This is a genomic window from Variovorax nivicola (genome assembly GCF_051216475.1).
GTDB lineage: Bacteria > Pseudomonadota > Gammaproteobacteria > Burkholderiales > Burkholderiaceae_C > Variovorax.
This window is the reverse complement of the sequence record NZ_JBPJZK010000001.1, coordinates 675636-700871: the sequence shown is the minus strand read 5'-3', so window position 1 is coordinate 700871 and position 25236 is coordinate 675636. Positions and strand designations below refer to the sequence as shown.

Sequence of the window (25236 nt, the reverse complement as noted above, 5' to 3'; positions counted from 1 at the left end):
ATGAACACCAAACAACAACTACGCGCCCTGGTGCAGGCCTGCCGCGGCGTCATCGTCCCGGGCGCCTTCAATGCACTGTCGGCCCGGGTCATCGAAGACTTGGGCTTCGAGGCGATCTACATCACCGGCGCCGGCGTCACCAACATGCATTTCGGCATGCCCGACCAGGGCTTCGTGGGCCTGGCCGAGATCGCCGACCACACGGCGCGCATCCGTGACGCGGTCGGCCTGCCGCTGATTGTTGATGCCGACACCGGCTTCGGCAACGCGCTCAATGTGCGCCACACCGTGCGAACGCTGGAGCGCGCGGGCGCCGACTGCATCCAGTTCGAGGACCAGGTCGCGCCCAAGCGCTGCGGCCACTTTGCGGGAAAGCATGTGATTCCCACAGAAGAGGCCGTGAACAAGATCAAGGCGGCGGCCGATGCAAGACAGGACGCCGACCTGCTGATCCTGGCGCGCACCGACGCCTGCGCGGTGCACGGCTTCGAGGCGGCGATCGAGCGCGCGCAGAGGTTCGCCGAAGCCGGTGCCGACATCCTTTTTGTCGAGGCCGTGACCACCGCAGACGAAATTCGTGCACTGCCACAGCGCCTGGATCGCCCGCAGCTCATGAACATGGTCGTCGGTGGGAAGACACCCATCTTCAGTGCCGAAGAACTTGGAGGCATGGGCTACGGCCTCGTGCTTTATGCAAACGCCGCGTTGCAGGGCGCGGTGGCCGGCATGCAAAAAGCGCTCACGGTTTTACGCGATGCAAAGCGCCTGGAGGAAGACCCCGCGCTGGTCACGCCATTCGCGGAACGCCAGCGGCTCGTCGGCAAACCCGAATGGGATGCGCTGGAGCGTCTCTACATCTGAACAATGAACAAACTTTCATCTATCGACATCCAGCAATCGGTGCTGCTGATCATGGACTACCAGCCCGCCGTTCTGGGCTTCATTCCCGATCCAGGACCGCTGTTCGCGAAGGTCATGCCTGTACAACGACTGATGCGCTCGCGAGGAGGGACGGTGGGCTTCGTACGCGTGGCCTTCGATGCGGCCGACCTCGAGGACTTTCCCGCGCACAGTGCCATGGGTGTGCGCGTCAAGGCGGCGGGGCACAACATGCATATCGACTCCCCTTCGACCGCCGTCTATGCGGAACTGGGCTCCATGCCGGGCGACATCTTCGTTCGCAAGACCCGGGTCGGCGCCTTCTCCACGACCGACCTCGACGCCCAGTTGCGGCGCGCGGGCATTGAAACCGTGGTGCTCGCTGGCGCGCACACCAGCGGAGTCGTGCTCACCACTGTTCGCGAGGCACACGATCTCGACTATCGGGTCATCGTCCTCTCGGACGCCTGTGCCGACCCCGATGTCCGGGTCAACGAGTTTCTGTTGAAGGAGGTCTTTCCCAGGCAGGCCGTGGTGACCACTGCGGCAGAGTTCTGCGAGGCATTGACCCCTTAGCCCGTGCACATCACGCTTATCTATTTGCCAACACGAGGGCCAACCGCATGAAGGTTCTCGTGCACGACGGCATCGGCATCTGGCCGAATTGACCGTCCTCGCGCCCCTCAAACCTTCATACCCGAGGTAACACCATGGTCGACGATTTGATCGGAAGAAGTAAATGAAAGCCATCGTTGCGCACGCGAACGGTATCGGCCTCGCCGAACTGCCCATCCCGACGCCAAGTCCGCAGGAGGTGCTGGTGCGCGTCCGCGCGGCTGCGCTGAATCGCGCCGATCTCGCCATGGCGAGCGGTAAATCCCATGGTGGAAAGGGTGGTCCAGGTACGCCCATCGGCTTGGAGTGGGCTGGCGAGGTCGTTGCCGTGGGTTCCGCGGTGACGGGAATCGAAATCGGCTCCGGCGTGATGTGCTCGGGTGGTGGCGGCTACGCCGAATACGCCGTCGCCGACCATCGGCAAGCGCTGGCCATTCCGAAGAGTCCGCCCGATTTCACCGCGGCGGCTGCGTTGCCGATCGCCCTCAGGGCCATGCACAACGCGATCGTCGGTCTTGGCCGCCTCGCGCAAGGCGAAACGGTACTGGTTCTGGGCGCCGGCTCAGCTATCGGCCTGGTCGGCCTGCAGATCGCCCGGATCATGGGTGCGGGGCGGGTGATCGGCTCGTCGCGCGATGCAGGGCGTCGGGCCCGGCTCGCGGAATTCGGCGCGGATCTCGCGATCGACACGGACGACGAAAATTGGCCGGGCCTCGTGATGGCGGCGACCGACGGCCGAGGTGCCGACCTCGTCGTCGATCTGGTCTCCGGTCCCGGCATCAATCTGACGCTCCGCGCGACGGCGCTCGGCGGGCGCATCATCAACAACGGTCGTCTGGGCGGTGTCGGCACGAGCTTCGATTTCGACCTGCACGCAAGCCGCCGGATTACCTATATCGGCTCGTCGTTTCGACTGCGGACGCTTGACGAGATCGCGGCGATCAATGGCCGCATGCTGCCCGATCTTGCCGCGTCGCTCGTCGATGGACGGCTGCGCATGCCGATCGATGCGACTTTTCCGCTTGGCGAGGCTGCTGCGGCCCTGGCCCGAATGCGGGCCAACGAGCATTTCGGGAAGATCGTCCTGATCCCATGATGTTGATTGACCTCTGCTGCCAAGAAGTGGAAGCACTGCCCCCGATTCCTCTAAGGTCCCCTGTATGACTGATTTGCCCTTCTATGCACTACCCGGATTGATGAACGATGCACGGCTCTGGCAGCACGCGATTGCAGCGATGCCCGGGCGGCTGACCCGCATCGCTGACGTCGTCGCACACGACAGCGTCAGTGCGCTGGCCGCCGCGGCATTGGTCAGCGCGCCAGCCGAGCGCTTCGCACTGGCTGCTTTTTCGCTCGGAGGCTATGTTGCTTTTGAGATGCTTCGGCAAGCACCGGAGAGAGTTGTGGCGTTGGCTCTCGTGGATACGAGCGCTCGGCCAGACACCCCGGAATCGATTGAGATGCGGCAACGCATGATCGCGGGAGTAGCCGCAGACGCCGAAAATTTTGCGGCCGTAGCTGGCGCCTTCCTGCCCCGGGCCGTCCATCCCTCGCGCGTCGGCGACGCCACGCTCGGCGAATTACTCGCATCAATGGCGCGCAGCGTCGGCACCGAAGGTTTCGTGCGACAGCAGCGTGCCGCGAGCGGTCGGCCGGACAGCCGGCCGCTGCTGAAAGACATCCAATGCCCGACGCTTGTCTTGTGCGGGCGGCAGGATCAGCTCACCCCACTTGAATGCAGTGAGGAAATGGCGGCTGGCATACCGGGAGCGCAACTGGTGATCCTCGAAAATTGCGGACACGTGGCACCGCTCGAACAACCTGAAGCCGTGAATGCAGCGCTTTTGCGCTGGCTGGAGCGCGCCTAGATCGTTTTTGATTTCAGCTGTTGCCTGACTGAGATTCCGATATGCCCTGGTATCACTACGTGTCCTACTTCTTCGGCGGTGCCTTTCTCGTGAACGCGATACCGCACGTCGTCGCAGGAACCTCTGGGCATCCATTCCAGAGCCCTTTCGCGAAGCCTCCCGGCAAAGGCCTGTCTTCGCCCTTGGTGAACGTGTTGTGGGGAGCGTTCAATATCGCAATCGGCTACTTGCTCGTCTGCCAGGTCGGTGACTTTGATCTACACAGCCCCCTTCATTCATCGGTCGCAGGGCTGGGCGCGCTGTTGATGGCGGTGTATCTGTCTCGCTCGTTCGGGCGCCTTCACAAAGGCAATGCACCGCGCGAGTGACCAGCGGCCCACCGTCCGTCGAGGCCTTGGAGGCTGTGAGACTGCCTCTCAGCTCGCGGCGCGGTGCGCGTTTACGGGTTACTCTAATATCAAGCCGCTTTGATTTGTACGCAAACCGGAATCACCGCCGCTCTGCGAGATTCTTCCGGGAGACATAAAGCGGTCCGTCGGTGTACTCGACCACGTCGGTCTCGGAAAACCAATCGCCCAAGAGGGTCGCGCAATTGAACACGCCTGAAACCACCTACATGACCGCGACCGAACTCGCGGGTGCGCTGGTCGCGCGCAAAGTCTCGGCCGTCGAACTCGCGCAGGACGCGATCGCGCGTATCGAGCAGTGCGACGTGCAGCTCAATGCGATCTGCGTACGCGACTTCGATCGCGCGCTCGATGCGGCGCGCGAGGCCGATGCCGCGCGGGCGCGCGGCGAAGTTCGACCGCTACTCGGCATCCCGATCACGATCAAGGAGTCGTTCAACATCGCGGGCTTGCCCACCACTTGGGGCATGCCGCCATTCAAGGATTTCAAGCCCGCCGAAGACGCTGTCGCCGTCGCCCGCCTGAAGGCCGCGGGCGCCGTGGTGCTCGGCAAGACCAATGTGCCGTTCGCGCTCGGCGACGTGCAAAGTTACAACGAAATCTACGGGACCACCAACAACCCGTGGGATCTGGCGCGCACACCCGGCGGCTCGTCGGGTGGCTCGTCCGCGGCATTGGCGGCCGGCTACGGCCCGCTCTCGCTCGGCTCCGACATCGGCGGTTCGCTGCGGGCGCCGGCGCACTACTGCGGCGTGTACGCGCACAAGCCGAGCTTCGGGCTGCTGCCATCGCGCGGCCAAATACCACCGCCGCTGCCGGCCTTGCCGAACGATCGCGACCTCGCCGTGATTGGTCCGATGGCACGCAGCGCCGGCGACCTCGCGCTGATGCTCGATCTGCTGGCCGAGCCCGATCCGCAGACGCTGGGCATCGCGTACCGCGTGGCTTTGCCCAAGCCGCGCCACGAGGAGCTCACGAGCTTCCGTGTGCTGGTGCTCGACACGCATCCGCTGATGCCTTCGGATTCGAGCATTCGCACGATGATCGACAAGTTCGCGAATCAGTTGTCCAAGGCCGGTGCCAAGGTTGCGCGCGAGAGCACGTTGCTGCCGGACCTGGCCGATGTGGGGCGGCTCTATATGCGCCTGTTGCTGTCGACGCTTGCGGCCAACTGGCCAACCCCGATGTACGAGGAAGCGCGGGGCCGCGCTGCGGCGCTCGCCGCCGACGATGTCAGTCTTGCCGCCGAGCGCACGCGCGGTATGGTGCTGAGTCACCGCGACTGGCTCGCGGCGAACGGGGCCCGTGTGCAGCTGCGGCGTCGCTGGCAGGTGCTGTTCGAGAGCTTCGATGTGGTGGTGTGCCCGGTGATGCCTACGCCTGCTTTTCGGCACGACCAGAGTCCGGATCAAGACGCTCGCCGCATCCAGGTCGATGGCCGCAGTCTCGACTACACCGATCAGTTGGTTTATTCGGGCACTGCGACCGTGCCGGGCCTGCCAGCCACGGCGGCGCCGATCGGCCTGTCCGAAGGCGGTTTGCCGATCGGTGTGCAGATCATCGGCCCCATGTTCGAGGATCGCACGACGATCCACTTCGCCGAGTTGGTCGCGCGCGAGTTCGGCGGCTTCGTGCCGCCGCCGGCGCTGTGCGGTTGATCGGGAACAGGACACGCCGACCCTCGACAGACAGCAGTCATCTACTGCGAGCTAAGTCCTTGATCTGAACCGGCAACGTGTGATCCAAACTTCGACAATGCGAAGCTTGCCTACCAGGCCACCACGTCGTCTGTGCCGCCCTCGCGGTAGCGCGCGAACCTGTCGTGCAGGAAGTCGACCAACGCGCGCGTCTTCGCCGACATGTGGGCCTTGGTCGGAAAGACGACATAGATGTCCGCCGACGGCGGCGCCCAGCCTTGCAGCACCTGGCGCAGGCGGCCTGAACGCAGGTAGGGCGTGGCATCCCATTGCGAACGCAGCAGGATGCCGTGCCCATCGAGCGCCCACGCCAGTGCGCATTCGCCGTCGTTGCTGCTGAGCGCGCCACGCACCTTGACGGTCTCCTGGCGGCCGCCCGAACGCAGGTGCCATGAGCCGAAGGCCTCGTCGCCTTCGCGGATGAACAGGCAGCGGTGCTGCTGCAGTTCGCGCGGATGGACGGGTTCGCTGGCCTTCGCCAGATAGGCCGGCGCGGCGCAAAGAATGCGCGTGTTCGACGCCAGCTTGCGCGCCGTGAGCCGCGCATCGGGCAGCGCGCCGATGCGCACCGACACGTCGAAGCCCTGCTCCACGAGGTTCACCGGACGGTCGGTGAGGTGCAGCTGCACCTCGACCTCGGAGAAGGCCCGAGCGAACTTCGACAGCGCCGGCGCGATGAAGCGCCGCCCGAAGCCCAGCGTGGCGCTGACCTTCAGCAGCCCGCGCGGCGCGACCTTGGCGCCCGACACCGCGCGCTCCACGGCATCGAGCGCATCGAGCACGCGCGCGCCTTCGGTCAGGTAGGTTTCGCCCTCGGGCGTGAGGCTGATGCGCCGGGTGGTGCGGTTCAGAAGCCTCACGCCCAGGCGCGCCTCGAGCGCTGCGAGACGCTTGCTCACCGAGGGCGGCGTGATGCCCAGTTCCTGCGCCGCCGCGCTAAGGCTCCCCTGCTTCATCAGCACCGCGAAGAAAGAGAGATCGGAGAGCGCGTCCATCGTGGTCGCGATATTAAGTCGCCACAGGAAAGAATCAATTGCCCCGAGCGACTTTGTGGCGCCAGAAGAACTACCTACGATTCATTGCAAGCGGAAAGCCGCAGCGTTTTCGAAGGAGACACCCCATGAATGAACTCTTCCCTGGCTTCGAACGGCACCATGTCGACGTGGGCCATGGCATCGCCATCTCGGCGGTGGTCGGCGGGCGCGGCGCGCCGCTCCTGCTGCTGCACGGCCACCCGCAAACGCATGCCATCTGGCACCGCGTGGCGCCCATGTTGGCTGAACAGTTCACCGTCATCGCGGCCGACCTGCGCGGTTATGGCGACTCGTCCAAGCCCGAGGGCGCAACAGACCATTCCAACTACTCGAAGCGCACGCTGGCGGCCGACCAGGTCGCGCTGATGCGCCATTTCGGCTTCGTACGCTTCGACGTGCTGGCGCACGACCGCGGCGCCCGTGTCGCATACCGCCTGGCCATGGACCACGCACAGGCCGTGCGCAGGCTGGTGCTGCTCGACATCGCGCCGACGCTGGCGATGTATGCGCAGACCACCGAGGCCTTCGCGCGCGCCTACTGGCACTGGTTCTTCCTGATCCAGCCGGCGCCCTTGCCCGAGCGGCTGATCGAAGCCGACCCCGCCGCCTACATCCGCGACGTGATGGGCCGGCGCAGCGCGGGCCTCGCGCCCTTCGATCCACGCGCCCTGGCCGAGTACCAGCGCTGCCTCGCGCTGTCCGGTGCCGCGCACGGCCTGTGCGAGGACTACCGCGCTTCGGCCGACATCGACCTCGTGCACGACCAGGCCGACCGCGATGCCGGCCTGCTGCTGCAGCCGCCGCTGCTCGCGCTGTGGGGCGAACAGGGCGTGGTGCACCGGTGCTTCCGCCCGCTCGACGAATGGCGCCGCGTGGCGCGCAGCGTCGAGGGCAAGGCAATGCCCTGCGGCCACTACATCGCCGAGGAAGCGCCCGAACAGCTCCTGGCCAGGGTGCTGCCCTTTCTCTCGACAGAAAGCCATTCATGAAGACGCCCGCGACCCTCTACCGCAAACTCGTCGATTCGCACACGGTGACGCCACTCGACGCGCAGAACGTGCTGCTGTTCTGCGATCTGCACCTGATGAACGAATACACCAGCCCGCAGGCCTTTGCCGGCCTGCACGCGCAGGGCCGCGAGGTCGCGATGCCGGGGCAGAACGTGTCGACGGTGAGCCACATCATTCCGACGCACCCCGTGCGGCACCGCATCATCCAGGACCCGGCCTCGGCGCTGCAGGCGAGCAATCTCAAGCGCAACTGCGACCGCCACGGCATTGCGCTGTTCGACACCAACGACGCGCTGCAGGGCATCGAGCACATCATCGCGCCCGAACACGGCATGATCCGCCCCGGCATGGTGGTGATCTGTGGCGACAGCCACACCACCACCTACGGCGCGCTCGGCGCACTGGGCTTCGGCATCGGCACGTCCGAGGTCGAGCACGTGCTGGCCACGCAGACGCTGGTGTACCGCCTCGCGCAGGACATGCGCATCCGCGTCGACGGCCAACTGCCGCTGGGCACCACCGCCAAGGACCTGATCCTGATGATCATCAGCCGCATCGGCGCCCAGGGCGCGCGCGGCTTCGCGGTTGAGTTCTGCGGCAGCGCCATCGAGGCACTGTCCGTGGAGGCGCGCTTCACGCTGTGCAACATGGCGGTGGAAGCCGGCGCGCGCGGCGCGCTGATCGCGCCCGACCAGGCGGCTGTCGACTACGTGCTGGCGCGCGCCCCCGACATCGACGCCGCCCTGCGCGAACGTGCGCTGGCGCACTGGGCCACGCTGCACAGCGACGAGGGCGCGGTCTTCGACGCGGAGCACCGCTTCGATGCCGGCGAGGTAGCACCCTACGTGACCTGGGGCACCAGCCCCGACCAGGCGATTCCCATCGATGGCACCGTGCCCGCGGCCGAAGGCGCGCAGCGCCTGAGCATCGAGCAGGCCACGCGCTACACCGGCCTCGCATCGGGCGCGCCGATCGAAGGGCTGGTGGTGCAGCACGTGTTCATCGGCTCGTGCACCAATGCGCGCATCGAAGACCTGCGCGCGGTGGCACAGGTGGTGAAGGGCCGCCACGTGGCGCCCGGGCTGCGCGCGATGGTGGTGCCGGGCTCTGGCGCCGTAAAGGCGCAGGCCGAGGCCGAGGGCATCGCGGCGCTGCTGATCGAGGCCGGCTTCGAATGGCGCCAGCCCGGCTGCTCCATGTGCTTGGCCATGAACGACGACGTGCTGTCGCCGGGCCAGCGCTGCGCGTCGACCACCAACCGCAATTTCGAAGGACGCCAGGGCCGCGGCGCCATCACGCACCTCATGAGCCCGGCCATGGCCGCGGCCGCCGCACTCACGGGCCGCATCACCGACGTTCGCCAGCTGGAGACCCTGCCATGACCGCCACCCACGACCGCATCCAGGGCATTGCCGCGCCGATAGCGATTGCCAACCTCGACACCGACCAGATCATGCCCAAGCAGTTCCTGCGCGGGATCGACAAGGCCGGGCTGTCGCAAGGCCTGCTGTGGGACCTGCGCTTCGATGGCGAAGGCCGCGCGCGCCCAGACTTCGTGCTCAACCAGCCCGCCTACGCTGGCACGCGCATCCTGATCGGTGGCGCCAACTTCGGCTGCGGCTCGAGCCGCGAGCACGCAGTGTGGGGACTGCAGCAGTACGGCATCGAGGCCGTGATCGCGCCGAGCTTCGGCGAGATCTTCTATTCGAACGCGATGAACAACCGCCTGCTCGCGGTGATGTTGCCGCCCGCCGAGGTGCAGGCGCTGTTCGACGCCGCAGGCACCAGTGCTGCGCCGCTGCAACTGGAGATCGACGTGCAGCGCCTGGAAGTCCGTTCGCCGGTCGGCACCCACGCCTTTGCGCTGTCCGAGCGGCACCGCACCATGTTCCTCGATGGCCTGGACCTGATCGGTGCGTCGCTCGTGCACCGGCCGGCCATCGAGGCCTTCGCGCAGCGTCACTGGGCCGCGCAGCCCTGGACGCGCGACGTTGCCCGGCGAACGAAGGAGCGGCTCGATCACCCACAACAACAACCAGAGACAAGTCCATGACAAACCGCCACCGCTTCCTGCTTTGCGCCCTTGTGCTGTCGTCAACCGCTGCCGCGACAGCAGCCTATCCCGACAAGCCGATCACGCTCGTCGTGCCCTACACTGCCGGCGGTCCCACCGACCGCGTGGCACGCGACTTCGCCGAGGCCTTGCGCAAGACCCTCGGCGGCACGACGGTGATCATCGACAACGCGGCCGGTGCCGGCGGCAACATCGGCGCGGCCAAGGTGGCGCGGGCCGCACCCGACGGCTACACGCTGCTGCTGCACAACATCGCCATGGCCACCGCGCCCGCGCTGTACCGCACGCTGCCCTACAAGCCGCTGGAGGACTTCGAGTACCTCGGCCTAGTCAGCGAGGTGCCGATGACGCTGATCGGCAGCCCCAACCTGCCCGCATCGAACCTGGCCGAGCTGACGCGCCTTGTCGCGGCCAAGCCCGGCAAGCTGACCATCGCGAACGCGGGCATCGGCTCGGCGGCGCACCTGTGCGGCCTGCTCTTCCAGCAAGCGACCAAGGGCAGCATGGTGGCCGTTCCGTACAAGGGCACGGCACCAGCCATGTCCGACCTGCTGGGCGGCCAGGTCGACCTGATGTGCGACCAGACCACCAACACCAGCGCGCAGATCGCAGCCGGAAAAGTCAAGGCCTTCGGCGTGACCACGGCGGCGCGCATCCGCACGCCGCAGCTGGCGTCGGTACCAACCTTCGACGAAGGCGGCCTGAAGGGCTTTCGCGTGGCCGTGTGGCACGGCCTCTATGCGCCGAAGGGCACGCCCGCCGCCGTACTCGACAAGCTCAACGCCACGCTGAAGGCCAGCCTGAAGGACCCCGACTTCCAGCGGCGCGAAGCCGACCTGGGTGCGGTGATCGTCACCGACGAGCGCTCGGGCCGCGAGGCGCACAAGCGTTTTGTGGCGCAGGAAACGCAACGCTGGTTGCCAGTGCTGAAAGCTGCAGCCCAATACGCAGACTGAAAAACAGAACGGAGAAGACAGGATGAATGAGTGCTGCGAGCTTTGCACCATGCCGACGTTCCCTCCTTCTCGGGCCATCCACTTCAACAAGAAAGCACCATGACCACGCGATCCTTCTTCTTCGCACTCCGATCCGTCGCACTCGCATGCGGCCTTTCCCTAGGCGCTGTCGCGTCCGTGCAGGCCGCGCCCGACACCGGGCTGCTGGCGGCCGCCGAGAAGGCGCAACCCGCGGTGATCGACAACCTCAAGGAGATGGTGCTGATCGAGTCCGGCACCCTGAATGTCGACGGCCTGCTCAAGATGGCCGACGTGGTCGAAGGGCGGCTCAAGGCCGTGGGCATGAAGACGGAGCGGCGCAAGGCCACGGCCGGCGCGGGCGCTGACATCGTGATCGGCACGCTCAGGGGCACCGGCAAGCGCAAGATCATGCTGCAGGGCCACATGGACACGGTGTACCCGATAGGCATCCTGAACGGCCAGCCCTACAAGGTCGACGGCAACCGCATCTACGGCCCCGGCATCGCCGACGACAAGGGCGGCCTCGCGGTGATGATGGCCTCGCTGAAGATCCTGGCCGATGCGGGCTGGCGCGACTACGACACGCTCACGGTGATCACGAACCCCGACGAGGAAGTGGGATCGGTGGGCTCGGGCGAACTGATCGCCGCCCTGGCCGACCAGCACGACACGGTGCTGTCGTTCGAACCCACGGTGGCCAAGACGGTGGTGAAGGGCGAAGGGCTGGTGCTGGGCGCGGCCGGCGTTGGCAGGGCCACGCTCGAGGTGACGGGCCGAGCCTCGCACGCGGGCGCCGCGCCCGAGCTGGGCCGCAACGCGCTGTACGAACTGTCGTACCAGATGCTGCAGACCAAGGACATCGCCAAGGACATCCCGGGCGCCGCGCTCAACTGGACCGTGTCGCGCGCCACCGGCCCGCTCAACCAGATCACCGAGAAGGCACAGGCCCTAGGTGATGTGCGCATCACGCAGCCCGGCGCCGAGACGAAGCTCGAGGCGGCGCTGAAGACCAAGATCGCGAGCAGCAAGCTGATTCCCGATACCGAGACGACGGTGAAGGTCAGCGTCGGCAGCCCGGCCTTCCTGGCGGGCGAGAAGGGCCGTGCGCTGGGCGAAAAGGCCCAGGCGATCTACAGGGAAATCGACCGCGACCTCGTGCTCACGCCGATGATCGGCGCCGGCACAGACGCGGGCTACGCGGGCCGATCGGGCAAGGCCACGGTGGTCGAGAGCTTCGGCCTCGCAGGCTTCGGCTACCACGCGCGTGACGAATACATCGAAGTCGATTCGATCGTGCCGCGCCTCTACCTCGTCACGCGTCTCTTGACCGAGATCGGCAAGCAGTAACCGGCGCCGCGAAGGCCTGAAGTCGGTCAATACGCTGGTGTGCCGCCCGCGGAGCATCGTCGCAAGGCCAATTCTGACCAATGCCGCCAAACAGCGATGCATACGCAGACGCTCCACAGGTCCCCGATAAATGATGGTCAGCCTGCTTTGCGGTCGAATTTGGCTCGCGCAACCTCGATATTCGTGCGGTTCGCGTACGCCCACTCCCCCAACCCGGAGATGGGGAGAAGAAGGGACAGGCCAAGTGCAGTGAGTTCATAGTCCACACGCGGAGGAATCGTCGGAAAGACGGTTCGAGTGACCAGGCCGTCACGTTCGAGACTTCGCAGTGTCAAGGTCAGCATGCGTTGCGAAATGCCTTGGATGAGTCGCCGGATTTCGTTGAATCGCTTCGGCCCGTGTCCAAGCACCATGACTATCAGCACGCTCCACTTGTCGCCTACACGCACGAGGATGCCGGCGACCGGCTTGCAACTTTCCTGCAGTCCTGCGACGTCGTGCGCCTTGAGCTGTGCCTGCAGCGCATGGGCCTTCGCGGCGGTGGTTGAAGTGGTTACTTTCATGTGCCTGGGGTTCCGTTCATGTGCCCACGGTTCTCTGCATGTGCCTTCTTGCGAAGACCAATGGTGGTCACTACGATGACCTTAGTTACTAGTTTATACCTGCCTCATATCGGCAAAGACACACCATGAAGATCCTCCATATTGACTCCAGCGTTCTTGGCGAACACTCGGCGAGTCGCCGCCTCACCACGGCGGTTGTCAAGCGATTGCTCGAAGGCAACCCTGATGCTTTCATTACCTACCGCGATCTGGCTCGGAACGGCGTCCCGCAGTTCAGCGGAGCACTGGCGAACTTAGCGAGTGTCCCAGTCGAAAAACGAAGCTCCGAGCTGCAGCGTGATGCCCTGGAACTCTTCGCTGCAGTCGAGGAGGTCCTGGCCGCTGACGTCATCGTCGTCGGGGCGCCGATGTACAACTTCGGCATTCCGAGTCAGCTGAAGTCATGGCTTGACGCACTGGCCGTGCCTGGAAAGACCTTCCAATACGATGCCACCGGTGTCAAAGGCCTGCTCGGCGCGAAACGCGTCGTGATCGCGTCGGCTCGCGGTGGGTTCTACGGGGCTGAGACGCCGATGGCCGCGCTTGATCATCAAGAGACCTATCTGCGCTCATTCTTCGGCTTCCTGGGCGTGACCCGCATGGAGGTCGTTCGCGCCGAGGGGTTGAAAGTCAGTGACGAGATGAAAGATCTGGGCATGGCTGCAGGTCTTCGTCAGGCAGCGGAGTTGCAGGTCGCTTGAGCAAGCGTCTGGGCGACCACACGTAGGCGTGAAAGGCTGACGCTGCCCGCGAGCGTCTTGCCCTGCGCGGGCAGCACCGAGCCGACGGCCAGCGGTTCCAGTCGATCTTCGCCTTCATGATGCCAGTCAAGACCGTGCCATAGCATCTCGTGATGTTCATCCCGACTTAGAGCGCCAATTTGACTATCTCGACAGGCTTGCCGCTTGATCCAAGCAGAGCCGCGTCCTTCAAAGCTAGAGCTGAGCTTTCATAAAGAGCTCCGCCACAGTCATCTCCAAGGCACCTGCAATGCGCAAGACTGAGACAACGCCAGGGTTCTGACTTCCACGCTCAATGCTGCTCATGTAGGAGCGATCAATGGAGCTTCGATGCGCAAGTTCTTCCTGAGAAATTCCCTGCTCGAGTCGGGCACTTCGAATCGCAGCACCAAGAGCAACCAGCGCGGGATTCTGCGCGTGCCGAGGTGATGAAATTGGCATCCAGCGATGGTTGCCATATGATGCCAATCACACCACGGATGATCTTCCACATTTTATAAAATGCCAAGTGCTGCGACTGGTGGTCAAGACCAATCGCACCAGATCACATGTGTTCGGCCAACGCCAGATTCTGTATAGGAGCGCACTATGTCCACCAAGGCTCAACGCCAGTACGCGATGCAGCAGGCTCTTGCGAACACCCAGCTCGCCGGTCATGAGCCAAAAGCCGAATTTCTTTCAGATTGCGAGGCCGTCGTCGCAGGACAGATCACTCACGAAGAGGCGTTGGTCGCGAGTGTGGCTCGGGCGCGGCGCCTGGACTCCATGCTCGAGAAGTTTGACCCCGAACTCCACGGAGGTGAGGTGATGCGAACATTTCCAGTGGGCAAAGAGGTGTTCTAGAGCGACGGGTTCGCCATGTCGGTGAAGCTCCCATGAAACGCGACATGCATCTGATTCGACAGATTCTCTTTGCCCTTGAGCATCGACCGGAACACAAGGCGAGCTTGGACCTTCACATCGATGGCTGCGATCGAATTCTGATTCGATACCAGCTCCTTCTTTTAGCGCAGGCTGGCCTCGTGGATTTCGAACCTGAAGTGGTCGACTCGGGTCGGATTGCAAGGGTCCATGTGTTTGGTCTGACCTGGAGCGGGCATGAATTCCTGGACGCAATTCGGCCCGAAGAAATTTGGGCCGAGATCAGCGATTGCGTAGAAGAAGCCGGCGCCCTGCCCTTTGAACTGATCCAAGCTCAAGGGATGCGCTTGTTAAAACGAGCGGCCCGGAAATCCAGGCAAATAGATCGCCGCCCGCTTACCTGAGCGTTTCATCTGCACAACGGCCGCCGAAGAAATAGAGCAACGTTGCCTAGTGAATCCATTTGGCAACGCCATTGCCCGTTTAGATACCTTGAAAGCTACGTATCGCCGCGCTGAGCGATACGTCTTTCCCAAGTGAAAACATGATGAAAACCGACGGCATGTGGGGAATCGCAACAGCGACCGCTGGTTCCTACTTTATTTCTCCGAACATTCATTGTGTTATTCACAGACCCCCGGTCGGCCACCTCGAAAAGATGCCGAGGCCCGCGCCGCTATTGCGACAAGGTTCAAAGTCATGTGTTTGGATGCAGGCCTCAAGGTCCCGCAGGTCGCACAAGCTCTTCAGGTGACAGAGCGCACCGTCTATGCGTGGTTTTCAGGCAAGACCGCGGTGCCGTACGCGGCCTACAAGCTGCTGCGCATCCTCAACCGGTTTGAGCTCCCAGGCTGGCCCGGCTGGCACATGCATAGCGGCAAGCTGTGGACGCCTGAGGGCTTCGGGTTCGATCCGGTCGATGGTGCTTGGTGGTCCCTCCTGGTACGCCAAGCAAGGGCCTTCAAGGGTCAATACGACCGTGCGAACCGCCTCGAGGATCTGATGCAGGCGCAGGGTGCAGCGCGCGCGGCGCAGGCCAAGGAGGTCACGACGCTGGCCGGAGCGGCGCTCGCAGCGCCCGGCCCCTCGGGCTTGTCCGAGGGGCGGCGCGCAGCGCCGCCTAACTTGTTCTTAAAACACTTTGGAACACAGACACGCAAAAACACCGGCTTCTCATTGGAGAAACAGGTGTCTTCGTTCGCTATCACTTCGATAGCAAATTGGTCGGTGGCCACTAACAAAGGGGGTGCGAATGGTTAGGCGTTCGCAGCGTAAGGGGCGCAGCGTCTCGGCGTCATCGGGTGTGACTTCGCCAGGACGGCAAGCGCGACTGAAGACCGCGATGGGTCAACGTGGTGTGGGATCGGCAGGCCTTCTTGGCGGGCTCTTGGCGCGCGCGGGCGTTGCTGATGGCCCCCTGCCCCCTCAGTTGCCTGCTGGCATGCGGCAGGTGGCTCCTGAGCGTGTTCAAGAGGCCATGAAGGTGGTCGAGGACTGGGTGGCCGGTCTGGACGATGGAGGTGTCAGAAAGCCTTGATTAAGTCGGTCCCCGGGGGTGGTGGAACACCGTCCGAGGGCCTAACCAAATTCAACTGTAGGAGAGCTGAAATGGCTATTGGTGAGTCTATTGCCGGCGATGTCGGCTGTGTGAGCTGGCAACAAGAGGTCGATGCTGCCGCATCGTTGTCGATGACCGAGGCGCTTCCTCGGATGAGTGGCGCTGCCGCACTTCTGCTGCGTGTTGCTCGTGTCGACCAGTCTGAGGATGCGGCCGCTGCTGCAAGGTGGCTTGGCCGGTATGGCCCCTTGGCGGCTGCTGTAGGGGCGATGGTGCGCTCTGTCGAAGGTGGCGCATGAGTGCGTTCACTGACCGGCTCTACCGTGAATGGCTTGCTCCGCATCGTCGTGATGACGCCCGGGTGCAGGGCTTCCGGCTTCGTGAATCCCTCGATCGAGCACGTGAGCGAGAGCGCTGGGTGGCGGATGCCCTCGCTCTTGGGGCTGCATACCAGTGCAGGATACGAATTGAGCGCGATTTCTGTGGTCCGCAGGGGTCGGAGCGAAGCGTAGAGAGGGGCAGCATGCCCCTGCATAGCGGGAGCCCGAATTGAGCGACGGTGACCTCCCCCTATTGGTTCTCGCGTGGCTAATTGCTTGTTTCTGCGCAGACAGAAATCGCGCATTGCTAGACGGTATTCTTTTGCTGTCTAATTGAAGGAAATTCAGTGCGCAAAAAGCTAAAGCCCAATTGCACATTGTGTGCAGAAAACACTCAGCGCTTCGGCGCGCCCCCAGAGCCTCTGCCTTCGTAATTCACACCCTTCGTCTGCTTGATCTCGATCTTCTTGGCATCGAGACACGGCTCATTCGAATAAACGACCTTGCCGCCTTGAACGCACTTGTAGATCGCGTGCTGTGCCATCGCGCTGGATGCAAAGCCCATCATCGTCAAGCCGAGGGCCAACGTGGCGCCTGCCTGTCTCACCATTTGCCGTCCTTGGGTATCGCCTTGGGCGCATTGGCTCGTGCCGCCGCGGCCGCGGTGATCATCGCCGCGGTATCCGACCGGTTCACCTTGTTTGCGAAGTCGACGGCCGTCATGCCCAGCTGGTTCTTCATCGTCGTATCGGCGCCCTCGGCCAGCAGCAGCTTCACCGCTTCGCTCGAACCGTACATCGCCGCCATCATCAGCGGCGTGGTGCCATTGGGCGATTGCGCGTCGATGAACGCGTAGTTGTCGAGCAGCACCTTCATGATGGTCAGCTGGCCGCTGGTGGCTGCGTAGTGCAGCGGCGTCCAGCCCGTCTTGTTGACTGCCGCATCGCGCTTCAGCAGTTGCGTGACCAGATCCTGCTGGCCCTTGATCGCAGCCAGCATCAACGGGGTTTCGTCCTTGGCGTTGGCCAGGTCCACGTTGGTCTGCGGCGACTCGATCAGCACCTGGATGACTTTCGGCGACGGCTCGCGCAGTGCGATCAGCAAGCCAGTCTGGCCGTGCTCATCACGCGTGTTCGGGTCAAACCCGCGCTGCAGCAGGCTGCGCACGCTGCTGGCGTTGTCGCCGCGCACGGCTCGGAAGAAATCCTCGAACGAGCCTGCGTGCGCAGAAAAAGATGCAGTAATGACAATGAGATAAATCGATCTCTTAATGTAGTTTTTCATGATTTGACATCCCTGAACAATGTTTCGAAGTTGTCGCTCGTCGCCTTGGCGATGGCCTCTACGGGCATTTTTCGCAGCTCGGCGATCTGTTGCGCCACGAATGGCACATACGACGGATTGTTGGTCTTGCCGCGGTACGGCACGGGCGCGAGATAGGGGCTGTCCGTCTCGATCAGCATGCGATCCAGCGGCACGAAAGCGGCCACGTCGCGCAGGTCCTGGGCCTTCTTGAAGGTCAAGATGCCAGAGAACGAGATGTAGAAACCCAGGTCGAGCGCCGCGCGCGCCACCTCGGCGGTTTCGGTGAAGCAATGGAACACGCCGCCAGCCGCGTTGCCGGCGCCGTCCTCGCCCTCCTCCTTCAGGATCGCCACCGTGTCGGCCGAGGCCTCGCGGGTGTGGATCACCAAGGGCTTGCGGGTCTGCTGTGCGGCGCGGATGTGCACGCGAAAACGGTCGCGCTGCCATTCCATGTCGGCAATGCTGCGGCCGCCCTTGCGCTCTTCCATCTGGTAGTAGTCGAGGCCGGTCTCGCCGATGGCAACCACGCGCGGCCGGGCGGACAGCCGCACCAGGTCTTCGACGCTGGGCTCGGCGATGTCCTCGTTGTCGGGGTGCACGCCCACGCTGGCCCAGAAGTTGTCGTAGCTGGCAGCAAGGGCCTGCACTTCGTCGAACTCTTCGAGCTTGGTGCAGATGCAAAGCGCCCGGTCGACCTGCGCGGCGGCCATGGCGGCGCGGATCTGCGGCATCTGGCCCGCGAATTCGGGAAACGTGAGGTGGCAGTGAGAGTCTGTAAACATGGCGCTGATTGTCGGGCCCATGCCAGAAATACCGCGGTACCGGCTTTGCCGGGCCGCAATGAGGAGAAGACGATTAGATAGTTTGCGTGGGGCGGTCGGACGCCATCGAGCCGCCCAGTGCGGCTTCGATGCGCGCCTTCAGCTGACGCGACTTTTCGTCGGACGGAAAACGAATGCCCACGCCAGGCGCCCGGTTGCCAGCCGCGCGCGATGGCGTGATCCAGGCAACCTTGCCGGCCACCGGATAGCGCTGCGGGTCTTCCGGCAGTGTCAAAAGCACGTAGACGTCGTCGCCGAGCCGGTATTCGCGGGTGGTCGGAATGAAGATGCCGCCCTCCGCAAACAACGGAATGTAGGCCGCGTACAGCGCACCCTTTTCCTTGATGGCGAGCTGGATGACGCTCGGCCGGGCGGGCGTGGCGTTGGCGGCGGGGGCTGTGGGTTGATTCATGGGCGACGAGCGGCAGAGTTTAGGGTGGTTCGCGCTTCGCTCACAAGCGCTTCCAGCATGAGGCCCGCATTGAACGGGTGTTCCGCGGTTCTCGCGGCGCTTGCAAGCGACTTCGACCAGCGTGCCAGCGCCAGCCGGGACGGTGCCGCAGGCAAGTCGGCAGCATCGAAGAATCGGGGTTCGGCGCCGTTGCCGACAGCCATCAGGTCGTGGCAAAGCTTCTGCAGCGCGCCGACTGCTTGCGCCGGCGCGTGATCGACCAGAGCACCCACATCGCCGCGCGTCATGGCCTTGGGAAGCAAGGCCCATGCCTTGGGCGACTGGCCCGAGCGCGCAAGCCGCAAGGCGTCGCTCGGCCGGCCGCCGGCAGCGCGCAGCAGGGCGGCCGCATCGGCAGCGGGCACATCTTGCGCGGCCAACCAGGCTTCGGCCTCGGCAGTCTCGGGCCATGGCAGCGTGAAGCCCAGGCAGCGACTGCGGATGGTCGGCAACAGCTGCCACGCAGCCTCACTGGCGAGCACGAAGCGCACATCGCCGACCGGCTCCTCGAGCGTCTTCAGCAAAGCATTCGCGGTGATCGTGTTCATGCGCTCGGCCGGATACACCAGCACCACCTTGCCACGGCCACGTGCGCTGGTGCGCTGGGCAAAGCCGACCGCATCGCGCATCGCCTCGACGCGGATCTCGCGGCTGGCCTTGCGCTTCTTGTCGTCGATGTCGGCTTGCGCCTTCTCGTCGAGCGGCCAGTTCAGCTCCTGCATGGCGACTTCGGGCATCAGCACGCAAAGGTCGGCGTGGGTGCGGACCTCGATGGCATGGCAACTGGCGCAGTGGCCGCAGGCAGTGCCCTCCTCCGTCGGCTGCTCGCACAGCCATGCGGACGCCAGTGCCAGAGCCAGCTCGTACTGGCCGATGCCGGAGGGGCCTTGCAGCAGCCAGGCATGGCCGCGCTGGCGCAGCAGTTCCGCGAGCGGCCGGCGCAGCCAGGGGGTCAGTGCCGGAGCACTCATCGGGTCGCTCCGCCGTTCAGCACGCCACGCGCCACCAACGCCGTTTCAACCTGCTGCCAGACCTGGTCGCGGGACTGGCTGGCGTCGATGCACACGAAGCGCTTCGCATCGGCAGCCGCACGGGCCGCGTAGCCCCCGGCGACGCGGCTGAAAAACTCGACAGGCTGGGCTTCGAACTTGTCGGGCACGCGGGCACCGGCCAATCGCTGTGCCGCGATCTCGGGCGCAAGGTCGAACCACAGCGTGATGTGCGGCTGGAGCAACGTCGCCCTGCCCGCCTCCGCCTGCACCCACCGCTCGAGCGTCGACAGCACGGCTTCATCGAAGCCACGTCCCGCGCCCTGATAGGCAAAAGTCGCATCGGTGAACCGGTCGCACAGCACCACGTCGCCACGCGCCAGCGCCGGTTCGATGACCTGCACGATGTGGTCGCGCCGCGCCGCGAACACCAACAGCGATTCGGTCAGCGGGTCCATCGGCTTTTCGAGGATCAGGCCACGCAGCGTCTCGGCCAGCGGCGTGCCACCGGGCTCGCGCGTGCGCACCACTTCGCGGCCCTGCGCCCTGAACAGCGCCTCCAGCGCATCGAGATGGCTCGACTTGCCGGCGCCGTCGATGCCTTCCAGCGTCAGAAACAGACCGTTGTCACTCATTGGGTCGCCTTCGGTTTGTTGGGACTGCCGCCGCCGCGCTGATATTGGTTGACCGCACGGTTGTGGTCGTCGAGCGAGCTGCTGAACTGGCTGGTGCCGTCGCCGCGCGACACGAAGTACAGCGACTTGCTCTGCGCCGGCTGCACGGCTGCGAGCAACGCGGCCTTGCCGGGCATGGCAATCGGCGTGGGCGGCAGCCCGCCGCGGGTGTAGGTGTTCCAGGGCGTATCGGTCTGCAGGTCTTTCTTGCGCAAGTTGCCTTCGAAGGCCGTGCCCATGCCGTAGATCACCGTCGGGTCGGTCTGCAGCGGCATGCCGATGCGCAGGCGGTTGGTGAAGACGGCCGCGATTTCCGCGCGGTCATTGGCCTTGCCTGTCTCCTTTTCGACAATGCTGGCCAAAATAAGCGCCTCGTCGGCCGATTTCAGCGGCAGATCGGAGGCACGGGCTGCCCAGGCGGCTTCGAGCTTCTTGTCCATGGCTCGCATCGCGCGCTGCAGCAAGGCGACGTCGGTCGAGCCTTTCGAGTAGGTGTACGTGTCCGGGAAGAAGCGCCCTTCCGGGTGCAGACCCGGCTTGCCGAGCTTGGCCATCAGCGCCTCGTCGGTCAGGCCCACGCTGTCGGGCTTGAGCTGGTCGGCCTTGGCGAGTGCGGCGCGCACCTGGCGGATGTTCCAGCCCTCGACCAGCACCAGGCTGCGCGTGGCTTCCTCGCCGCGCACCAAGATGTTGAGGAGCATCTTGGGCGTGACGCCACGCTCCAGCTCGTAGCTGCCGGCGCGCATCTGGCGGTCTTGCCCCGAGACGCGGAACCACAGGTAGAGCAGCTGCGGCTGCACGTCGACGCCCGTGTCGGCCACCGCCTGCGCAATGCCTCGCGGCGTTGTGCCGGGTTCGACCGACAGATCGACGCTGGGCGCCGGCAGTTTGAGCGGCTGGTGCACCCACCAGAGGCCGGCGCCGCCGAGCGCAAGCGCAATCAGGGCGGCGAGCAGGAAAAGCGTGAGGAAGAAGCTGCGCACGGATCCGATGTGGGGATGACGAGAAAAAGCCGGAGGATGAGATGAAAAAACCGGTGGCCTTGCAGACTGCAGGGCGGGAGCCCCTGCCGCCCCGAAGGAACAGGCACGGCCATGATAATTCAGCGATGACCACTGTCGTTCTCAATGGCGTGACCGCCCTCTCCCACCTTGGTGTGATCCGTGCAGAGGGCCCCGATGCCGCCGGCTTCCTGCACGGCCAGTTGACACAAGACTTCTCGCTGCTCGGCGCCTCAGACGCCCGGCTGGCCGCGCTGTGCACCGCCAAGGGCCGTGTGATCGCAAGTTTCATCGGAATCAAGCCGCAACCCGAACTCATTCTGCTTGTGTGCAGCCGCGACATCCTGACCGCCACGCTCAAGCGCCTGTCGATGTTCGTGCTGCGCGCCAAGGTCAAGCTGACCGACGCCACCGAACAGTTCGCGCTGTACGGCCTGGCCGGCACCGCCTTGACTGGCAACGGCCTCGATGCCGCAGCGCTGCCCGGTAAGCGCACAGCTGTTGGCGACGAAGTCAGCGCCGTGTCGCTGTACCCCGCCGACGGCGTTCCACGCGCGCTCTGGATCGCGCCGGCCGGCCATGCCGCCCCCGTGGGCCCCACGGTCGATGCCAGCCTGTGGCAATGGAGCGAAGTGCGCAGCGGCATCGTGACGCTGACTACGCCGGTCATCGAGGCCTTCGTGCCGCAGATGATCAACTACGAATCGGTCGGCGGCGTGAACTTCAAGAAGGGCTGCTACCCCGGCCAGGAAGTGGTCGCGCGCAGCCAGTTCCGCGGCACGCTGAAGCGGCGCACCTATCTCGTTCAGGCCGATGCGCCCGTGTCCGCCGGGCAGGAAGTGTTCGCAGCCGGCGACGCCGATCAGCCCGTGGGCACCGTGGCGCAAGCTGCGCCGGCTCCCGATGGCGGCTGGTCCGCGCTCATCTCGATGCAGATCGCCGCGCTCGAAGCCGGTGGCCTGCGCGCCGGATCGGCCGATGGCGCAGCGCTCACGGTCGAGCCACTGCCCTACCCCTTGCTCGAAGACATCTGAGCCACCCTACCCCCAACGCCCTTGAAGAAGAGGGGCGTTTGGCGCTATCGAACAGATAGCGCCATTTTTTTGCGCGCCGTTTAACCCTGCCGCCGATGCTGCGCCGTAGAAGCCTGCACCGATCAACTACCGGCAAGGAAGACACACCATGAAGCGCAGATTCTTCTCCACCGCCCTAGCCCTGAGTGCCGTGGCCTCGTTCTCGGCCTGCGCGCAGAGCCCGGAGCGCTCTTACGCTCCGCCCACGCCGTCCAGCCGCATCGGCTCGCTGATGCAGATCAGCGTGGTCGATCGCGGCACCGGCGCGGAGCTGCCGATCTACCGCCATCGCGGCGAATACTGGGTGGCCGGCCGTCCCGGCGCGCGCTACGCGATCCGGGCACGCAACGCGATGGGCGAACGCATCATGGCCGTGATGTCGGTGGACGGCGTCAATGTCGTCACCGGCGAAACCGCGGGCATCGGGCAGAACGGCTATGTGTTCAGCGCGAGGGAGCGCAGCGACATTACCGGCTGGCGCAAGAGCGACTCGCAGATCGCGGCCTTCGAATTCGCCGCGGCCGGCAATTCCTACGCGAGCCGCACCGGCCGGCCCGATGACGTGGGCGTGATCGGCGTTGCGATGTTTCGCGAGCGCATGCCAGAGCCGCTGCCACCGCCCATCACGCCATACCCGCGCCGCGACGAATACGGCGAACGCGAGCGCCGCAGCGAGTCATCGTCGTACCAGGGCGATGCGCGCGCCAAGGCAGGTTCCGTCGACAGCGCCGCCCCGGCAGCCGAGTCTTCAGCGGGCAGCATGGCCCGCCAGTCCGCGCCCAGCCCGAGCCTGGGCACCGCCCATGGCCGCCGCGAGACTTCGTACGTCGGTAAGACTACCTTCGAGCGCGCGCAGTCGTCGCCCGACGAGGTGGTCCGCATCCGCTACGACAGCCGCGAGAACCTCGTCGCCGCGGGCGTGATTCCAGTGCCGCCTCCGCCGCGCTGGCCGCGTCCGGCGGGTCCGTCGCCATTCCCGGGTTCGGACCCGGGCTACGTGCCGGACCCACCCAGCCGCTATTGAAGCTATTGAGAAGAGGAAGAAGAAAGAAGAGACCGACGCATCTCGACATGCGGGATGCCGGCCTCCTCGAAGCCATCGCCATGCGGCGCATAGCCCAGCCGCGCATAGAAGCGCTCGGCGCTGCGCTGCGCATTCAACGCCACCACGCTGTCGCCGCGCGCCCTGGCGGCTTCTTCGAGCACCTGCATCACCGCAGCGCCGTGCCCGCCGCTGCGCAGGTTGCGATGCACCGCCATGCGCCCAATGTGCGAGACGCCGTGCTCGGCCGGCAGCAACCGGCCCGTGGCGATGACCTGCCCAATGCGGTTGCGCGCCACCGCGTGCAGCACCACGGCATCGTGCTCGTCCCACTCCATCGCTTCGGGAATGCTCTGCTCCTCGATGAACACCGCGCGCCGCAGGACGCTCGCGCCTTCGCCCAGCGTGGCCCAATCGCCCGTCTCGACGGTGCTCATGCGCTCGCCGGCCTCATAACCGGTCAGCACCTCGCGCAGTAGCGTCGGCACCGGCTTCGAGGTCTGCGTGGCCGGGTCGGCAAACACATAGACCAGCTCGCAGCCCACCAGGAACTGGTCTTGCCGAAACAGCCCGCCCTCGAACACCATCGATGAATTGCCGATGCGCGTGCAGCGCATGCCCACGTCGAGCATGTCGTCCATGCGGGCCGAGGCCCGAAAGTCGATCGTGGCCTTGCGCACGTAGAGATCGCCGCCGAGCGCGTGCATCGCCTCTTCGTACGGCAGCGCCAGCGCGCGCCAGTAGTCCGCGATGGCGGTGTCGAAGTACATCAGGTAGTGCGCGTTGAAGACGATCTTCTGCATGTCGACTTCGGCCCAGCGCACGCGCAGGCGGTGGAAGAAACGGAAGTCCTTGCGTTGGGTGGCTGCCGTATTGCTCATGGTGTCAGTGCTTCTTTGAGTGCCCGGGCCGCATCGTCCTGCGCCTGCAGCGCCTCTGGTATCGCCCGGCCCATCTTGATGAATTCGTGGATCACGCCGCGGTAGATCTCCAGGTCGACCGGCACGCCCGCAGCGCGCAACTTGTCGGCATAGGCAATGCCCTCGTCGACCACCGGATCGCATTCGGCCAAACCGATCCAGGCCGGCGCCACGCCGTCTACGTCATCGGCTAGCAGCGGTGCGAAGCGCCAGTCGTCGCGGTCGGCCGGCGTGCGAACGTATTGCGCGAAGAAGAAATCGATCATCGCCTTGGTCAGCAGCGGGCCGTTGACGTGGCGCAGGTGCGAGGCCGTGTCCTGGTGAGCCGTCATGCCGGGGTAGATCAGCATCTGCAGCGCGAGCGGCAGGCCGGCATCTCGCGCAAGGATCGCGCAGACAGCCGCAAGCGTGCCACCGGCGCTGTCACCGCCCACCGCCAATCTCGAGGGATCGAGGCCCAGGCTTGCGCCCTCTTTCGCGATGAACTCGAAGGCCTCCCACGCATCGTTCGACGCGGTCGGAAACTTGTGCGCGGGCGCAAGCCGGTAGTCCACCGACACCACCGCGCAGCCGCTCTTCGCGCTCAGCACACGGCACAGCGTGTCGTGCGTGCGGATGTTGCCGACGGTGAAGCCGCCGCCATGGAAATAGATGAGCACGGGCAGCACCGCCGAAGACGGCGCATACAGCCGCGCGGCAATTGCATACCCGTCGCGTGCCGCGATGGTGAAGTCTTCAACCCGTGCCAGCTCGGGCTTGGGCACTTCGAGCACGCCCGCGCCCTTTTCGTAAGAAGTCTTGGCCTCCTCGGGCGTGAGCTGATCGAGCGTGGGATGGCCGGCGCGTGCCATGCGCTCGACAACGCTGGCCATCTTCGGGGTGAGCCGCGTGGCCGGTGGTGTTCCGGGCGCGACAGCGGCAAGGGTTTCTTTCGTGTGCAAGACTGATCGCTCTTGTTAGATTTGGCTGGT

General features: G+C 65.0%; 30 protein-coding genes. 18 read left to right on the top strand and 12 right to left on the bottom strand.

The window, feature by feature from the left end; translation table 11 throughout:
• From ACSFBF_RS03320 to ACSFBF_RS03295, 6 genes are all read left to right on the top strand, one after another.
• A complete protein-coding gene (locus ACSFBF_RS03320) occupies positions 1-861 on the top strand; it encodes an isocitrate lyase/PEP mutase family protein (protein ID WP_435464903.1) in 861 nt (286 codons plus the stop codon).
• Between the two features lie 3 nt (positions 862-864).
• Entirely contained in the window at positions 865-1455 is a 591-nt protein-coding gene (locus ACSFBF_RS03315) for a cysteine hydrolase family protein (protein WP_435464902.1), read from the top strand.
• A 163-nt stretch (positions 1456-1618) separates the two neighbouring features.
• Positions 1619-2590: a quinone oxidoreductase family protein gene (locus ACSFBF_RS03310; RefSeq protein WP_435464901.1), complete on the top strand. Its 972-nt coding sequence runs from the start codon at positions 1619-1621 to the stop codon at positions 2588-2590.
• Positions 2591-2654: 64 nt separating this feature from the next.
• Positions 2655-3362, top strand: a complete 708-nt coding sequence (locus tag ACSFBF_RS03305) for an alpha/beta fold hydrolase (RefSeq protein ID WP_435464900.1) — start codon at positions 2655-2657, stop codon at positions 3360-3362.
• A 41-nt stretch (positions 3363-3403) separates the two neighbouring features.
• Entirely contained in the window at positions 3404-3730 is a 327-nt protein-coding gene (locus ACSFBF_RS03300) for a hypothetical protein (RefSeq protein WP_435464899.1), read from the top strand.
• Between the two features lie 224 nt (positions 3731-3954).
• The gene (locus tag ACSFBF_RS03295; protein ID WP_435464898.1) at positions 3955-5427 is read left to right on the top strand and encodes an amidase; all 1473 of its coding nucleotides are present in this window, start codon (positions 3955-3957) and stop codon (positions 5425-5427) included.
• Positions 5428-5537: 110 nt separating this feature from the next.
• On the opposite strand, the gene ACSFBF_RS03290 is transcribed toward ACSFBF_RS03295, so the two are convergent.
• Positions 5538-6461: a LysR family transcriptional regulator gene (locus ACSFBF_RS03290; protein ID WP_435464897.1), complete on the bottom strand. Its 924-nt coding sequence runs from the start codon at positions 6459-6461 to the stop codon at positions 5538-5540.
• 125 nt (positions 6462-6586) lie between these two features.
• Here ACSFBF_RS03290 and ACSFBF_RS03285 point away from each other — a divergent pair, with 125 nt between their 5' ends.
• The 5 genes from ACSFBF_RS03285 (at position 6587) to ACSFBF_RS03265 (ending at position 11908) form a co-directional block, all read left to right on the top strand.
• On the top strand, positions 6587-7489 hold the full coding sequence (locus ACSFBF_RS03285) for an alpha/beta fold hydrolase (RefSeq protein WP_435464896.1): 903 nt from the start codon (positions 6587-6589) through the stop codon (positions 7487-7489).
• Positions 7486-8892 (top strand): 3-isopropylmalate dehydratase large subunit, encoded by a 1407-nt coding sequence (leuC, locus tag ACSFBF_RS03280; RefSeq protein WP_435464895.1) that lies wholly within the window; start codon positions 7486-7488, stop codon positions 8890-8892. Before ACSFBF_RS03285 ends, leuC begins: the two co-directional genes overlap by 4 nt.
• Complete coding sequence (gene leuD, locus ACSFBF_RS03275) at positions 8889-9563, top strand: 3-isopropylmalate dehydratase small subunit (RefSeq protein ID WP_435464894.1); 675 nt, start codon at positions 8889-8891, stop codon at positions 9561-9563. Before leuC ends, leuD begins: the two co-directional genes overlap by 4 nt.
• Complete coding sequence (locus ACSFBF_RS03270; protein ID WP_435464893.1) at positions 9560-10540, top strand: tripartite tricarboxylate transporter substrate-binding protein; 981 nt, start codon at positions 9560-9562, stop codon at positions 10538-10540. The genes leuD and ACSFBF_RS03270 overlap by 4 nt, the downstream gene beginning before the upstream one ends.
• 99 nt (positions 10541-10639) lie before the next feature.
• Positions 10640-11908 (top strand): glutamate carboxypeptidase, encoded by a 1269-nt coding sequence (locus ACSFBF_RS03265; protein WP_435464892.1) that lies wholly within the window; start codon positions 10640-10642, stop codon positions 11906-11908.
• A gap of 137 nt (positions 11909-12045) precedes the next feature.
• Here the strand turns inward: ACSFBF_RS03265 and ACSFBF_RS03260 are convergent, their stop codons facing one another.
• Positions 12046-12471 carry a winged helix-turn-helix transcriptional regulator gene (locus ACSFBF_RS03260; RefSeq protein WP_435464891.1) on the bottom strand — a complete coding sequence of 142 codons (426 nt, stop codon included), beginning with the start codon at positions 12469-12471 and terminating at the stop codon, positions 12046-12048.
• 125 nt (positions 12472-12596) lie between these two features.
• Between ACSFBF_RS03260 and ACSFBF_RS03255 the strand changes: the two genes are divergently transcribed.
• On the top strand, positions 12597-13211 hold the full coding sequence (locus ACSFBF_RS03255; protein WP_435464890.1) for an FMN-dependent NADH-azoreductase: 615 nt from the start codon (positions 12597-12599) through the stop codon (positions 13209-13211).
• Positions 13212-13445: 234 nt separating this feature from the next.
• Here ACSFBF_RS03255 and ACSFBF_RS03250 read toward each other — a convergent pair whose 3' ends face one another.
• Positions 13446-13691 (bottom strand): helix-turn-helix domain-containing protein, encoded by a 246-nt coding sequence (locus ACSFBF_RS03250; protein WP_435464889.1) that lies wholly within the window; start codon positions 13689-13691, stop codon positions 13446-13448.
• A gap of 147 nt (positions 13692-13838) precedes the next feature.
• Between ACSFBF_RS03250 and ACSFBF_RS03245 the strand changes: the two genes are divergently transcribed.
• The 4 genes from ACSFBF_RS03245 to ACSFBF_RS03230 all read left to right on the top strand — a co-directional run bounded on the left by ACSFBF_RS03245 (position 13839) and on the right by ACSFBF_RS03230 (position 15968).
• Positions 13839-14093 (top strand): antitoxin VbhA family protein, encoded by a 255-nt coding sequence (locus ACSFBF_RS03245; RefSeq protein ID WP_435464888.1) that lies wholly within the window; start codon positions 13839-13841, stop codon positions 14091-14093.
• A 32-nt stretch (positions 14094-14125) separates the two neighbouring features.
• Entirely contained in the window at positions 14126-14515 is a 390-nt protein-coding gene (locus ACSFBF_RS03240; RefSeq protein ID WP_435464887.1) for a DUF2513 domain-containing protein, read from the top strand.
• 160 nt (positions 14516-14675) lie between these two features.
• A complete protein-coding gene (locus tag ACSFBF_RS03235; protein ID WP_435464886.1) occupies positions 14676-15371 on the top strand; it encodes a VC1465 family Xer recombination activation factor in 696 nt (231 codons plus the stop codon).
• Between the two features lie 348 nt (positions 15372-15719).
• The gene (locus tag ACSFBF_RS03230) at positions 15720-15968 is read left to right on the top strand and encodes a hypothetical protein (RefSeq protein WP_435464885.1); all 249 of its coding nucleotides are present in this window, start codon (positions 15720-15722) and stop codon (positions 15966-15968) included.
• A 415-nt stretch (positions 15969-16383) separates the two neighbouring features.
• On the opposite strand, the gene ACSFBF_RS03225 is transcribed toward ACSFBF_RS03230, so the two are convergent.
• The 7 genes from ACSFBF_RS03225 to mltG form a co-directional block, all read right to left on the bottom strand.
• Complete coding sequence (locus ACSFBF_RS03225; protein ID WP_435464884.1) at positions 16384-16575, bottom strand: DUF4124 domain-containing protein; 192 nt, start codon at positions 16573-16575, stop codon at positions 16384-16386.
• 17 nt (positions 16576-16592) lie between these two features.
• The gene (locus tag ACSFBF_RS03220; protein WP_435464883.1) at positions 16593-17273 is read right to left on the bottom strand and encodes an ankyrin repeat domain-containing protein; all 681 of its coding nucleotides are present in this window, start codon (positions 17271-17273) and stop codon (positions 16593-16595) included.
• Positions 17270-18076 carry a TatD family hydrolase gene (locus ACSFBF_RS03215; RefSeq protein WP_258354679.1) on the bottom strand — a complete coding sequence of 269 codons (807 nt, stop codon included), beginning with the start codon at positions 18074-18076 and terminating at the stop codon, positions 17270-17272. Before ACSFBF_RS03215 ends, ACSFBF_RS03220 begins: the two co-directional genes overlap by 4 nt.
• A gap of 73 nt (positions 18077-18149) precedes the next feature.
• Positions 18150-18527: a PilZ domain-containing protein gene (locus ACSFBF_RS03210; protein ID WP_093056792.1), complete on the bottom strand. Its 378-nt coding sequence runs from the start codon at positions 18525-18527 to the stop codon at positions 18150-18152.
• Positions 18524-19537, bottom strand: a complete 1014-nt coding sequence (locus tag ACSFBF_RS03205; RefSeq protein WP_435464882.1) for a DNA polymerase III subunit delta' — start codon at positions 19535-19537, stop codon at positions 18524-18526. The genes ACSFBF_RS03210 and ACSFBF_RS03205 overlap by 4 nt, the downstream gene beginning before the upstream one ends.
• Positions 19534-20190: a dTMP kinase gene (gene tmk, locus ACSFBF_RS03200; RefSeq protein ID WP_435464881.1), complete on the bottom strand. Its 657-nt coding sequence runs from the start codon at positions 20188-20190 to the stop codon at positions 19534-19536. The genes ACSFBF_RS03205 and tmk overlap by 4 nt, the downstream gene beginning before the upstream one ends.
• Positions 20187-21212 carry an endolytic transglycosylase MltG gene (gene mltG, locus ACSFBF_RS03195; RefSeq protein ID WP_435464880.1) on the bottom strand — a complete coding sequence of 342 codons (1026 nt, stop codon included), beginning with the start codon at positions 21210-21212 and terminating at the stop codon, positions 20187-20189. The genes tmk and mltG overlap by 4 nt, the downstream gene beginning before the upstream one ends.
• Before the next feature lie 125 nt (positions 21213-21337).
• On the opposite strand from mltG, the gene ygfZ reads away from it, so the two are divergent.
• Entirely contained in the window at positions 21338-22264 is a 927-nt protein-coding gene (gene ygfZ / locus ACSFBF_RS03190; protein ID WP_435464879.1) for a CAF17-like 4Fe-4S cluster assembly/insertion protein YgfZ, read from the top strand.
• A 148-nt stretch (positions 22265-22412) separates the two neighbouring features.
• On the top strand, positions 22413-23327 hold the full coding sequence (locus ACSFBF_RS03185) for a hypothetical protein (RefSeq protein WP_435464878.1): 915 nt from the start codon (positions 22413-22415) through the stop codon (positions 23325-23327).
• 2 nt (positions 23328-23329) lie between these two features.
• Here the strand turns inward: ACSFBF_RS03185 and ACSFBF_RS03180 are convergent, their stop codons facing one another.
• Both ACSFBF_RS03180 and ACSFBF_RS03175 read right to left on the bottom strand, forming a co-directional pair.
• Positions 23330-24226, bottom strand: a complete 897-nt coding sequence (locus ACSFBF_RS03180) for a YbgC/FadM family acyl-CoA thioesterase (RefSeq protein ID WP_435464877.1) — start codon at positions 24224-24226, stop codon at positions 23330-23332.
• Positions 24223-25137, bottom strand: coding sequence for an alpha/beta hydrolase (locus tag ACSFBF_RS03175; protein ID WP_435465907.1), 915 nt, complete (start codon positions 25135-25137; stop codon positions 24223-24225). The genes ACSFBF_RS03180 and ACSFBF_RS03175 overlap by 4 nt, the downstream gene beginning before the upstream one ends.
• Positions 25138-25236 lie beyond the last annotated feature (99 nt).

Coding starts and splice junctions, on each gene's coding strand:
- ACSFBF_RS03245 (WP_435464888.1), top strand. CDS start 13,839: ATGTCCACCAAGGCTCAACGCCAGTACGCGATGCAGCAGGCTCTTGCG.
- ACSFBF_RS03205 (WP_435464882.1), bottom strand. CDS start 19,537: ATGAGTGCTCCGGCACTGACCCCCTGGCTGCGCCGGCCGCTCGCGGAA.
- tmk (WP_435464881.1), bottom strand. CDS start 20,190: ATGAGTGACAACGGTCTGTTTCTGACGCTGGAAGGCATCGACGGCGCC.
- ACSFBF_RS03285 (WP_435464896.1), top strand. CDS start 6,587: ATGAATGAACTCTTCCCTGGCTTCGAACGGCACCATGTCGACGTGGGC.
- ygfZ (WP_435464879.1), top strand. CDS start 21,338: ATGACCACTGTCGTTCTCAATGGCGTGACCGCCCTCTCCCACCTTGGT.
- ACSFBF_RS03220 (WP_435464883.1), bottom strand. CDS start 17,273: ATGAAAAACTACATTAAGAGATCGATTTATCTCATTGTCATTACTGCA.
- ACSFBF_RS03305 (WP_435464900.1), top strand. CDS start 2,655: ATGACTGATTTGCCCTTCTATGCACTACCCGGATTGATGAACGATGCA.
- ACSFBF_RS03250 (WP_435464889.1), bottom strand. CDS start 13,691: ATGCCAATTTCATCACCTCGGCACGCGCAGAATCCCGCGCTGGTTGCT.
- ACSFBF_RS03180 (WP_435464877.1), bottom strand. CDS start 24,226: ATGAGCAATACGGCAGCCACCCAACGCAAGGACTTCCGTTTCTTCCAC.
- ACSFBF_RS03300 (WP_435464899.1), top strand. CDS start 3,404: ATGCCCTGGTATCACTACGTGTCCTACTTCTTCGGCGGTGCCTTTCTC.
- ACSFBF_RS03215 (WP_258354679.1), bottom strand. CDS start 18,076: ATGTTTACAGACTCTCACTGCCACCTCACGTTTCCCGAATTCGCGGGC.
- ACSFBF_RS03270 (WP_435464893.1), top strand. CDS start 9,560: ATGACAAACCGCCACCGCTTCCTGCTTTGCGCCCTTGTGCTGTCGTCA.
- ACSFBF_RS03260 (WP_435464891.1), bottom strand. CDS start 12,471: ATGAAAGTAACCACTTCAACCACCGCCGCGAAGGCCCATGCGCTGCAG.
- ACSFBF_RS03310 (WP_435464901.1), top strand. CDS start 1,619: ATGAAAGCCATCGTTGCGCACGCGAACGGTATCGGCCTCGCCGAACTG.
- ACSFBF_RS03210 (WP_093056792.1), bottom strand. CDS start 18,527: ATGAATCAACCCACAGCCCCCGCCGCCAACGCCACGCCCGCCCGGCCG.
- ACSFBF_RS03265 (WP_435464892.1), top strand. CDS start 10,640: ATGACCACGCGATCCTTCTTCTTCGCACTCCGATCCGTCGCACTCGCA.
- leuC (WP_435464895.1), top strand. CDS start 7,486: ATGAAGACGCCCGCGACCCTCTACCGCAAACTCGTCGATTCGCACACG.
- ACSFBF_RS03175 (WP_435465907.1), bottom strand. CDS start 25,137: ATGGCCAGCGTTGTCGAGCGCATGGCACGCGCCGGCCATCCCACGCTC.
- ACSFBF_RS03320 (WP_435464903.1), top strand. CDS start 1: ATGAACACCAAACAACAACTACGCGCCCTGGTGCAGGCCTGCCGCGGC.
- ACSFBF_RS03230 (WP_435464885.1), top strand. CDS start 15,720: ATGGCTATTGGTGAGTCTATTGCCGGCGATGTCGGCTGTGTGAGCTGG.
- ACSFBF_RS03255 (WP_435464890.1), top strand. CDS start 12,597: ATGAAGATCCTCCATATTGACTCCAGCGTTCTTGGCGAACACTCGGCG.
- ACSFBF_RS03290 (WP_435464897.1), bottom strand. CDS start 6,461: ATGGACGCGCTCTCCGATCTCTCTTTCTTCGCGGTGCTGATGAAGCAG.
- ACSFBF_RS03315 (WP_435464902.1), top strand. CDS start 865: ATGAACAAACTTTCATCTATCGACATCCAGCAATCGGTGCTGCTGATC.
- leuD (WP_435464894.1), top strand. CDS start 8,889: ATGACCGCCACCCACGACCGCATCCAGGGCATTGCCGCGCCGATAGCG.
- ACSFBF_RS03185 (WP_435464878.1), top strand. CDS start 22,413: ATGAAGCGCAGATTCTTCTCCACCGCCCTAGCCCTGAGTGCCGTGGCC.
- ACSFBF_RS03240 (WP_435464887.1), top strand. CDS start 14,126: ATGAAACGCGACATGCATCTGATTCGACAGATTCTCTTTGCCCTTGAG.